The sequence below is a fragment of the Streptomyces panaciradicis genome (assembly GCF_023516615.1).
Lineage (GTDB): Bacteria > Actinomycetota > Actinomycetes > Streptomycetales > Streptomycetaceae > Streptomyces > Streptomyces panaciradicis.
On sequence record NZ_JAMGBF010000003.1, the window covers coordinates 157,421 to 167,424 of the forward strand.

The following is a 10,004-nucleotide window of genomic DNA, read 5'->3' on the forward strand; positions in this document are numbered from 1 at the left end:
CCACCCGTTCGAGTGACCGAATGATCCCTTGTGTTCTGTTCCGGACGGATTACGCCTGCCGGCGTACGCCCTGCGCGAGGTCGCCGGCGAGTGCGCGCACGGCCTCCAGGCCGGCCGCCTCGTCCGGCGCGTCGAGCATCCGCTTGACGAAGGCGGACCCGACGATCACACCGTCGGCGAAGCCGGCCACCTCGGCGGCCTGCTCGGCGTTGGAGACGCCGAGCCCGACGCAGACGGGCAGGCCGCTGCCGGTGGCGCGGGTGCGGTCGACCAGGTCGTGGGCCTGCGCGCCCACGGACTCGCGGGTGCCGGTGACGCCCATGAGCGAGGCGGCGTACACGAAGCCGCTGCCGGCCGCGGTGATCTCGGCGAGCCGCGCGTCCTTGCTGCTGGGCGCGACCACGAAGACCGTGGCGAGGCCGTGCTTCTCGGCGTGCTCCCGCCACAGCGCCGACTCCTGGACGGGCAGGTCGGGCAGGATGCACCCGGCGCCGCCCGCCTCGGCGAGTTCGGCGGTGAAGCGCTCGACGCCGTAGCGGTCGATGGGGTTCCAGTACGTCATGACCAGGATCGGCTTGCCGGTGGCCTGGTGGGCCTCCCTGACCGTGCGCATGACGTGCGCGATCTTGACGCCGCCGCGCAGGGCGATGTCGTCGGCGGTCTGGATGACGGGACCGTCGAGGACGGGGTCGCTGTGCGGCAGGCCGACCTCGACCACGTCCGCACCGCCGTCGAGGGCGGCCTTGATCGCCTCGATGCCGCCGTCCACGGTCGGGAACCCGGCCGGGAGGTAGGCGATGAGCGCGGCGCGGCCCTCGGCCTTGGCACCGGCGAGGGTGTCGGACAGCAGCTGGATGTTCCCGCTCACTTGGCGTCCCCCTCGATCTCCGCGGTGTCGGCGGCGTTGGCCGCGACCTCGGCGTCGGTGTCGTACAGGCCGAAGTAGCGCGCGGCGGTGTCCATGTCCTTGTCGCCGCGGCCGGAGAGGTTGACGACGATCAGACCGTCCTTGCCGAGCTCCCTGCCGACCTCCAGGGCGCCCGCGAGGGCGTGGGCGCTCTCGATGGCCGGGATGATGCCCTCGGTGCGCGACAGCAGGCGCAGGGCCTGCATCGCCGCGTCGTCGGTGACCGCGCGGTACTCGCCGCGGCCGCTGTCCTTGAGGAACGAGTGCTCCGGGCCGATGCCCGGGTAGTCCAGGCCGGCCGAGATGGAGTACGGCTCGGTGATCTGGCCCTCCTCGTCCTGCAGGACGTAGGACCGGGAGCCGTGCAGGATGCCGGGCTCGCCCGCGGTGAGGGTGGCCGCGTGCTCGCCGGTCTCGACGCCGTGGCCGGCCGGTTCGCAGCCGATGAGGCGGACGCCCGCGTCCGGGATGAAGGCGTGGAACAGGCCGATGGCGTTGGAGCCGCCGCCGACGCAGGCGATCGCGGCGTCCGGGAGGCGGCCGGTGCGCTCCAGCAGCTGGCGGCGGGCCTCCACGCCGATGACCCGGTGGAAGTCGCGGACCATGGCCGGGAAGGGGTGCGGGCCCGCGACCGTACCGAAGAGGTAGTGGGTGCGGTCGACGTTGGCGACCCAGTCGCGGAACGCCTCGTTGATGGCGTCCTTGAGGGTGCGCGAACCCGACTTCACGGCGATGACCTCGGCGCCGAGCATGCGCATGCGGGCCACGTTCAGGGCCTGGCGCTGGGTGTCGATCTCGCCCATGTAGATCGTGCACTCGAGGCCGAAGAGGGCACAGGCGGTGGCGGTGGCGACGCCGTGCTGGCCGGCGCCGGTCTCGGCGATGACCCGGGTCTTGCCCATGCGCTTGGTGAGCAGGGCCTGGCCGAGCACGTTGTTGATCTTGTGGGAGCCGGTGTGGTTGAGGTCCTCCCGCTTGAGGAAGACCCGGGCTCCGCCGGCGTGCTCGGCGAACCTCGGCACCTCGGTCAGGGAGCTGGGCCGGCCGGTGTAGTTGACCAGCAGGTCGTCGAGTTCGCGGGCGAACTCGGGGTCGTGCTTGGCCTTGTCGTACTCGACGGCCACCTCGTCGACGGCGGCGACGAGGGCCTCCGGGATGAACTTGCCGCCGAACGCGCCGAAGTAGCCTTCGGGGCTCGGTACTTGACCCTCGGGGTCGGGAATGAAGAAGTCGCTGGGCATGACGGAACCTCACGGTGAGTTTGGGAAAAACCTAATCGCCGTGGGGGCGGGGCTTGTTCGACGGCGAAAGGCCGTCCGTGGCGTGTCGCGCAGTTCCCCGCGCCCCTAGAGGGCGCGCTGCCATCGGCGGCCGTTGACCTGCCCGGGTTCGTCACCGATGACGTAGCGGACACGGCGGCCGTGCACGCGGCGGGCCGGGGCGCGGCAGCCGCGAGGGCGGCAGCCGCGCGCCAGGCGGGCGTACCGGTCCACGGTCGTCATGGTGAGAGTCATCGCCGTCAGCCTACCGAAGGTTCAGCCGCGTCCGTGGCGCAGAGCCGGATGCTCGCCGGCCGCGACCAGATCCGACACCGCGGTCTTCGGGTCCTTGCCGGTGACCAGGGACTCGCCGACCAGGACGGCGTCGGCGCCGGCGTTGGCGTAGGCGATGAGGTCGTGGGGACCGCGGACGCCGGACTCGGCGACCTTGACGAGGTGGTCGGGGATCTCCGGGGCCACCCGCTCGAAGGTGCCGCGGTCGACCTCCAGGGTCTTGAGGTTGCGCGCGTTGACGCCGATGATCTTGGCGCCCGCGTCCACCGCCCGCTCGACCTCGTCCTCGTCGTGCACCTCGACGAGCGGGGTGAGGCCGATGGAGACGGCGCGCTCGATGAGGGACTCCAGGGCGGGCTGTTCGAGGGCCGCGACGATCAGCAGCGCGAGGTCGGCGCCGTACGCGCGGGCCTCCCAGAGCTGGTACGACGTGACGATGAAGTCCTTGCGCAGGACCGGGATGTCCACCCGCGCGCGGACGGCCTCGAGGTCGGCCAGCGAGCCGCCGAAGCGGCGCTGTTCGGTGAGGACGGAGATGACGGCCGCGCCGCCCGCCTCGTAGTCCGCGGCGAGGCCGGCCGGGTCGGCGATCGCGGCCAGCGCGCCCTTGGAGGGGCTGGAGCGCTTGACCTCGCAGATCACCTTGACGCCGTCGCCCCGCAGGGCGGCCACCCCGTCCTTGGCCGCGGGTGCCTTCGCCGCGCGCTCCTTGAGCTCGTCGAGGCTGACGCGCGCCTGCCGCTCCGCGAGGTCGGCACGGACTCCGTCGATGATCTCGTCGAGCACACTCACGCGAGCGGCCCCCTTCCAGACGGTTGACAGTTGAAGCTTCGGACCGGCGGAAACCCGGTGGTCACTGCGATGGTATCCGCAGCGGGGCGTAGGCCTCGCATCCGGTTGACGCCCGTCCCTCTATCCGGACGCCCACCGGTTGATCAAGGACGCAGCCAGCCACCGAACGGCAGGTTCCGGACAACGGTGAAGACCAGCAGCAACGCCCCCAGCGCCCACAGGTGCGCCGGCCCGAGGGTGAGCCGCGGCGGGCGCCCGCGCGCCGTGCGCACCACCCATACGGTCCACAGGACGGCGAAGAGCGGGTAGCCGACGGTGGCCAGGGCGTTGTCGTGCAGCGCCGCCGCGAGGTCCCCGTGGACGAAGGCGTGCGCGCTGCGCAGGCCGCCGCAGCCGGGGCAGTACAGGCCGGTGACCGCGTAGAGGGGGCAGACGGGGTAGTGGCCGGACTCGTTGGGGTTCACCGCGCCCACGTAGGCGAAGGCCCCGGCGACGGCCGCCATGATCCCGGCGGGCACGGCGAGGCGCGCGACCGGCGATCCGGTGCGGGACGGTGTGACGGTCTGGCTCTCGGCGTTCACGTCTCGCATTCTCCCCCCGTCGGGCCGCCACGCACGCGTGAGGGGCGATCCGGATGCGGATCGCCCCTCCGTGGGTCCGGTGGACGGACTCGCGCGCGTCAGCCCTTCGCGGCCGCGGTGGCCTGGCTGGCGGCCAGCTCCTCCTGGAACTTCGCGTGGGTGTCCTTGGGCTGGCCGAGGCCCATCGCGCTCATGACCCAGCCGACGACGCCGCCGATCACCACGAGCGCCATGCCGGCCCAGAAGCCCACGGGCTGAGCCATCACCATGAAGGCACCCGAAACGCAGAAACCGATGAAGGCGATGATGACACCGGTCCAGGCGGCCGGGGTGTGACCGTGGCTGCTGCCCGCCATGACTTGCTCCTCGTTGCTGTTTACGTGTCTGAGCCGGATGCTCCACCTCATTGTCCCGCACGCGCACACGTGCGCGTCTCGGGGGTGGCCCCAGCGGGGTCGGCCCCGCGGGGCGTGCGGGGAACGCTACGCCCCCGTGGGGTCCTCGCCGCGGTCCAGCGCCTTCCACAGTTCCTCGGGCCGGTCGGGGTCGACGCCCTTGGCGGCCGTCCGGCGCGGGCGGGGCGCGCCGCCGCGCTCGTAGCGGCCGGACATCGCCGGCCAGTGGCGCCCGTAGCGCAGGGCCAGCAGCCCGGCCAGCAGGATCAGCGCGCCGCCGACGACCGCGACGTAGGGCCAGGCGGTGTGGGAGAGGGCGTGCACGGTCGCCGAGGTGTCGCCGGCGGCCCGCGCGGCCTCCTCGTCGAGCGCGGAGCTGTCGGAGACGCCCAGCAGGGCGGCGGCGACGGTGCCCGCGCCGCAGAGCGCGAGCAGGGCCGCGACCAGCGCGCGGCCGGCCCCGCGGACGGCGAAGACGGCGACCAGCGCGGCGAGGCCCACTATGGCGAGCGCCGCGGGGACGCCGGTGACGTCGCTGCCCTTGGCGGTCAGCGAGAAGGGGGCGCCGGCCACGGTCGCGGTGCCCTCCGCCCAGCGCTGCCGGGTGGCCAGCAGCGTCACGGCCGCGCCGAGCGCGCCGGCGGACAGGGCCACGGCGAGGGAGACGCGGCCGGCCCGGGCGGGCCCTGCGGCTTGGGAACGGGGGTGCGGTACGGCAGTCACGTACTCCACTATCGCCTGCCTTCGGCCGGACGCGTCACCCGGGGCTGTCAACCCATGGCCGGATCACGGTTTCGCCATGGACACCTCAGGCAGGTCACATGGCACGCCCAGGAAGGGCAAAGGATGGTCACGGCTTCAACGATCTTCTTGTTGACGTGTTCCAGCCACATCTAGGTTCACGCCGGTCCGCGGCGAACCCGCTCGCGGACCGATCGGCGCACCCGCATGTCTCCCCATGGTTCACCAGCCTCTCGGAGGAAGTACGTTGCGCAGAACCGTTTCATCCATGGTCGTGGCCACCCTGTCCACCGCCGCACTCGCCCTGGCCGCCCCCTCCGGCCTGGCCGCGACCCCGGCGTCCCACGGCGTCACCGTCGCCCACGCGTGCGCGACTCCCAGCCAGAAGAACGTGATGGCCTGCAACGCCCTGAAGGTCACCGCGGGCACCCCGAGGTCCGCCCACGCGGAGAGCGACCTGACGGCCGCCGCCGCACCCTCCGGCTACGGCCCCGCGTCGCTCCAGGCGGCGTACAACCTGCCGTCGGCGAGCGGTGGTTCGGGCCAGACCGTGGCGATCGTCGACGCCTACGACGACCCGAACGCCGAGGCCGACCTCGCCACCTACCGCTCGCAGTACGGGCTTTCGGCCTGCACCACGGCCAACGGCTGCTTCAGGAAGGTCGACCAGAGCGGCGGCACGAGCTATCCGCGCGGCGACTCAGGCTGGGCCGAGGAGGAGTCCCTCGACCTCGACATGGTCAGCGCGGCCTGCCCCAACTGCAAGATCCTGCTGGTGGAGGCCAGTTCGGCGTCCATGACCAACCTCGGCACGGCCGTGAACACCGCGGTCCGGCTCGGCGCCAAGTTCGTCTCCAACAGCTACGGCGGCTCCGAGTCCGCCAGCGACACGACGTACGACTCCAGCTACTTCAACCACCCGGGCGTCGCCATCACCGTCTCCTCCGGCGACAACGGCTACGGCGTGGAGTACCCCGCCTCCTCCCGGTACGTGACGGCGGTGGGCGGCACCTCGCTGAAGACCGCGTCGAACTCCCGCGGCTGGACGGACACGGTGTGGAGCGGGGCCGGCTCCGGCTGCTCCGGCTACGACGCCAAGCCCACCTGGCAGACCGACGGCGGCTGCGCCGAGCGGACCGTCGCCGACGTCTCCGCGGTCGCCGACCCCAACACCGGCGTCGCGGTGTACGACAGCTACCGGCAGGCCACCGGCTGGATGGTCTTCGGCGGCACCAGCGCCTCGGCCCCGCTGATCGCGGCGACCTACGCGCTGGCGGGCGCCCCGTCCGCCGGCTCCACCCCCGCGTCGTTCCCCTACGCCCACACCTCGGCGCTGTACGACGTGACCAGCGGCTCCAACGGCAGCTGCGGCGGCACCTACCTGTGCACCGGCACCACCGGCTACGACGGGCCGTCCGGCCTCGGCGTGCCGAACGGGACCGCCGCCTTCACCGGCTGAACGGCCCTACCCGCCCAGCCTGTTCGCGGTGTGCACGGCGCGGAGGACCGCGGCCGCCTTGTTGCGGCACTCCTGGTCCTCCGCGACCGGGTCGGAGTCGGCCACGATGCCGGCTCCGGCCTGCACGTACGCGGTGCCGTCCCGCAGCAGGGCCGTACGGATGGCGATGGCGGTGTCGGAGTCGCCCGCGAAGTCCAGGTAGCCGACGCAGCCGCCGTACAACCCGCGCCGGGACGGCTCCAGTTCGTCGATGATCTGCATCGCGCGGGGCTTGGGGGCACCCGAGAGGGTGCCCGCCGGGAAGCACGCCGTCAGCACGTCGAAGGCGGTGTGGCCCGCGGCGACCCTGCCGGTGACGGTCGAGACGATGTGCATCACGTGCGAGTACCGCTCGACCGACATGAAGTCGACCACCTCGACGGAGCCCGGCTCGCAGACCCGCCCCAGGTCGTTGCGGCCGAGGTCGACCAGCATCAGGTGCTCGGCGCGCTCCTTGGGGTCGGCGAGCAGCTCGTCGGCGAGGGCCTGGTCCTCCTGCGGGGTGGCCCCGCGGTGCCGGGTGCCGGCGATCGGATGGACCATGGCGCGTCCGGCCTCGACCTTGACCAGGGCCTCGGGGGACGAGCCGACGATGTCGAAGCCGTCGAAGCGGAACAGGTACATGTACGGGGAGGGGTTGGTCGCCCGCAGGACCCGGTAGACGTCCAACGCGCTCGCCGTGCACGGCGTTTCGAAGCGCTGCGAGGGGACGACCTGGAAGGCCTCGCCCGCGCGGATGCGCTCCTTGATGTCCTCGACCGCGTCCTGGAAGTCGGGACCGCCCCACAGGGCCGTGTACGCGGGGAGTTCGGAGGGCGGCAGCACGGCGGGCGGCTGCGGGACGGCCCGGGACAGGTCCGCCTCCATCGCGTCCAGCCGGGCCACGGCGTCCGCGTGGGCCTCGTCCACACCCGTGTCGAGGTCGTTGTGGTTGATCGCGTTGGCGATCAGCAGGACCGAGCCCTCCCAGTGGTCCATCACGGCGAGGTCGCTGGTGAGCAGCATGGTCAGCTCGGGCAGCTTCAGGTCGTCGCGCTCGCCGGGGCCGATCCGCTCCAGGCGGCGCACGATGTCGTAGCCGAGGTAGCCGACCATGCCGCCGGTGAAGGGCGGCAGGTCCTCCTGGTGCGGGGTGTGCAGCGCCTCGATGGTGGCGCGCAGGGCGGCGAGCGGGTCGCCGTCGACGGGGACGCCGACGGGCGGGGTGCCCAGCCAGTGGGCCTGCCCGTCGCGCGCGGTGAGGGTGGCGGACGAGCGGACGCCGACGAAGGAGTAGCGGGACCAGGAGCGGCCGTTCTCGGCGGACTCCAGCAGGAAGGTGCCGGGCCGCTCGGCGGCGAGCTTGCGGTAGAGCGCGACCGGGGTGTCGCCGTCGGCGAGGAGCTTGCGCGTGACCGGGATGACACGGCGGTCGGCGGCGAGCTTGCGGAAGGTCTCGAGGTCCATGGCGGATGACCTTACTGACCCGGGGCCGGGACACCGGAGTCGGCGCCCTCGAGGAGGACGTCCGCGTCGAAGCAGGTGCGGGCGCCGGTGTGGCAGGCGGCGCCGACCTGGTCGACCTTGACCAGCACGGTGTCGGCGTCGCAGTCCAGGGCGACCGACTTGACCCACTGGAAGTGCCCGGAGGTGTCGCCCTTCACCCAGTACTCCCGGCGGCTGCGGGACCAGTAGGTGCAGCGGCCGGTGGTGAGGGTGCGGTGCAGCGCCTCGTCGTCCATCCAGCCGAGCATCAGCACCTCACCGGTGTCGTACTGCTGGGCGATGGCGGGGAGGAGGCCGTCGGGGCTGCGCTTCAGGCGCGCGGCGATCTCCGGGTCGAGGGGGCTGGGCGGGGGCGTACCGGTCATGAGGCCATTGTGCCGTGCGCCACGGACAGTGACGGCGTGGTGTCCACTACGCGGACCCGTCGTCCGGTCGTAGGCTGGCGGCATGTCGACTTTCGCCAAGCGTGAACGACTTCTTCTCGCCGACCTGTTGGAGGCGGAGGGCCCGGACGCCCCGACCCTCTGCGAGGGCTGGCGCACCCGTGACCTCGCCGCGCACGTGGTGGTGCGCGAACGCCGCCCGGACGCCGCCGGCGGCATCCTGATCAAGCAGCTCGCGCCCCGCCTGGAGCGGGTGATGGCGGAGTTCGCCGCGAAGCCGTACGAGGAGCTGATCCAGCTCATCCGCACCGGGCCGCCGCGCTTCTCGCCGTTCCAGCTCAAGCAGGTCGACGAGATGTCGAACACGGTCGAGTTCTACGTCCACACCGAGGACGTCCGCCGGGCACAGCCGGACTGGACGCCGCGCGAGCTCGACCAGGTCTTCCAGGACGCCCTGTGGTCGCGGCTGGAGCGCACCGCCCGTCTGATGGGCCGCAACATCCCCACCGGGCTGGTGCTGCGCCGGCCCGACGGGCAGACGGTGGTCGCGCACCGCGGCACGCCGGTGGTGACGGCGACCGGGGAGCCGTCGGAGCTGCTGCTGTTCTCCATGGGGCGGCAGAGCACCGCCACGGTGGAGCTGGACGGCGACAAGGACGCCATCAGCAAGCTGCACGAGGCCAAGCAGCTCGGCCTCTGAGCCGGTCCGCTCACCGGATCGGCATCCGAGCCGGTCCGGTCACCGGGGCAGCTCGGCGCGGCGCAGGGAGCCGGCGCACAGCGCGACCACACCGCCGAGGGCGCAGACCGCGGCGCACACCGCGAAGACGGGCCCGGTGCCCCACAGGTCGGCCGCCCAGCCGACCACGGGGAAGGTGAGCGGTGCGACGCCGAAGCCGACGAGCGTGGAGGCGGCGGTGACCCGGCCGACGTAGGCCGGACCCGCCGCGCTCTGTATGAGCGCCCCGGTCACGGCGCCCGCCAGGCCGGCGAGCAGTCCGATGCACACGGCCACGAAGGTCCCTGCGGCGACGGTCGAGGTCTGGGCGAGCGAGCCGATGGCCACGGCGCTCAGCAGGTTCGTGACCGCGGCCACGAGGCCGGCCCGGGGCACCCGGCCGCGCCAGGTGAGCAGCAGCGAGGCGGCTCCGGCGCCGGTGCCGAAGCCGGCCAGCACCCAGCCCATGCCGGAGGAGCCCCAGCCGCGGTCCTGGGCGAGCAGGGTCAGCCCGAGGTTCATCGGGCCGACGAACCCCAGGTCGCTCAGGGCCGCGGCGATCACCAGCGGGCGCAGCACCTTGTCCTGTCGGACATGGCGCAGCCCGGCGCGCAGTTCGGCCAGGACCGAGGCCCGTTCGGGGAGGTCGTCCGGGGCCGGCGTGCCCACCCGGACGGTCAGCAGCAGCGGCAGGGACGCCCCGACCAGCAGCGCGGCCAGCCCGAACGCGCCCGCCGTGCCGCCGAGAGCGACGCCGAGGCCGCCCAGCGGGCCGCCGAGGACGTTGGCGAGCCGGACGGCCAGGCCGCGCATGCCCTGGACGCGGGCGAGCTGGCCGCGCCCGGTGATCCGGGCGGGCAGGGCGCCCGCGGCCGGCAGGAAGACGGCGTCGACGAGACCGAAGACCACGGCGACCGCGCCCAGCAGCCACAGCCCGGGGCTCGCGGCGAG

12 protein-coding genes are annotated in these 10,004 nt (G+C 73.1%); 2 read left to right on the forward strand and 10 right to left on the reverse strand.

Annotated features, from left to right (window positions below; translation table 11 throughout):
* Window positions 1–49 precede the first annotated feature (49 nt).
* The 7 genes from trpA to M8J74_RS02060 form a co-directional block, all read right to left on the reverse strand.
* Window positions 50–868, reverse strand: coding sequence for a tryptophan synthase subunit alpha (trpA, locus tag M8J74_RS02030; RefSeq protein WP_249834738.1), 819 nt, complete (start codon window positions 866–868; stop codon window positions 50–52).
* Window positions 865–2,148 (reverse strand): tryptophan synthase subunit beta, encoded by a 1,284-nt coding sequence (gene trpB / locus M8J74_RS02035; protein WP_249834739.1) that lies wholly within the window; start codon window positions 2,146–2,148, stop codon window positions 865–867. The genes trpA and trpB overlap by 4 nt, the downstream gene beginning before the upstream one ends.
* A gap of 105 nt (window positions 2,149–2,253) precedes the next feature.
* Window positions 2,254–2,421, reverse strand: a complete 168-nt coding sequence (gene trpM / locus M8J74_RS02040) for a tryptophan biosynthesis modulator TrpM (RefSeq protein ID WP_249834740.1) — start codon at window positions 2,419–2,421, stop codon at window positions 2,254–2,256.
* Window positions 2,422–2,442: 21 nt separating this feature from the next.
* On the reverse strand, window positions 2,443–3,252 hold the full coding sequence (gene trpC, locus M8J74_RS02045) for an indole-3-glycerol phosphate synthase TrpC (RefSeq protein ID WP_249834741.1): 810 nt from the start codon (window positions 3,250–3,252) through the stop codon (window positions 2,443–2,445).
* A 143-nt stretch (window positions 3,253–3,395) separates the two neighbouring features.
* Window positions 3,396–3,842 carry a DUF2752 domain-containing protein gene (locus M8J74_RS02050; RefSeq protein WP_249834742.1) on the reverse strand — a complete coding sequence of 149 codons (447 nt, stop codon included), beginning with the start codon at window positions 3,840–3,842 and terminating at the stop codon, window positions 3,396–3,398.
* 89 nt (window positions 3,843–3,931) lie between these two features.
* Entirely contained in the window at window positions 3,932–4,189 is a 258-nt protein-coding gene (locus tag M8J74_RS02055) for an HGxxPAAW family protein (RefSeq protein WP_249834743.1), read from the reverse strand.
* A 126-nt stretch (window positions 4,190–4,315) separates the two neighbouring features.
* Window positions 4,316–4,960: a TIGR02234 family membrane protein gene (locus M8J74_RS02060; RefSeq protein ID WP_058925884.1), complete on the reverse strand. Its 645-nt coding sequence runs from the start codon at window positions 4,958–4,960 to the stop codon at window positions 4,316–4,318.
* Between the two features lie 277 nt (window positions 4,961–5,237).
* Between M8J74_RS02060 and M8J74_RS02065 the strand changes: the two genes are divergently transcribed.
* The gene (locus M8J74_RS02065) at window positions 5,238–6,428 is read left to right on the forward strand and encodes a S53 family peptidase (protein ID WP_249834744.1); all 1,191 of its coding nucleotides are present in this window, start codon (window positions 5,238–5,240) and stop codon (window positions 6,426–6,428) included.
* 6 nt (window positions 6,429–6,434) lie between these two features.
* Here the strand turns inward: M8J74_RS02065 and M8J74_RS02070 are convergent, their stop codons facing one another.
* Together M8J74_RS02070 and hisI are read right to left on the reverse strand one after the other, a co-directional pair.
* Window positions 6,435–7,913 (reverse strand): anthranilate synthase component I, encoded by a 1,479-nt coding sequence (locus M8J74_RS02070; RefSeq protein ID WP_249834745.1) that lies wholly within the window; start codon window positions 7,911–7,913, stop codon window positions 6,435–6,437.
* An 11-nt stretch (window positions 7,914–7,924) separates the two neighbouring features.
* Window positions 7,925–8,317: a phosphoribosyl-AMP cyclohydrolase gene (gene hisI, locus M8J74_RS02075; RefSeq protein WP_058925881.1), complete on the reverse strand. Its 393-nt coding sequence runs from the start codon at window positions 8,315–8,317 to the stop codon at window positions 7,925–7,927.
* 82 nt (window positions 8,318–8,399) lie between these two features.
* Between hisI and M8J74_RS02080 the strand changes: the two genes are divergently transcribed.
* Complete coding sequence (locus tag M8J74_RS02080; protein WP_249834746.1) at window positions 8,400–9,035, forward strand: TIGR03085 family metal-binding protein; 636 nt, start codon at window positions 8,400–8,402, stop codon at window positions 9,033–9,035.
* Between the two features lie 39 nt (window positions 9,036–9,074).
* Here M8J74_RS02080 and M8J74_RS02085 read toward each other — a convergent pair.
* Window positions 9,075–10,004, reverse strand: a 930-nt coding sequence (locus tag M8J74_RS02085) for an MFS transporter (RefSeq protein ID WP_249834747.1), incomplete at its 5' end; no start/stop codon positions are given.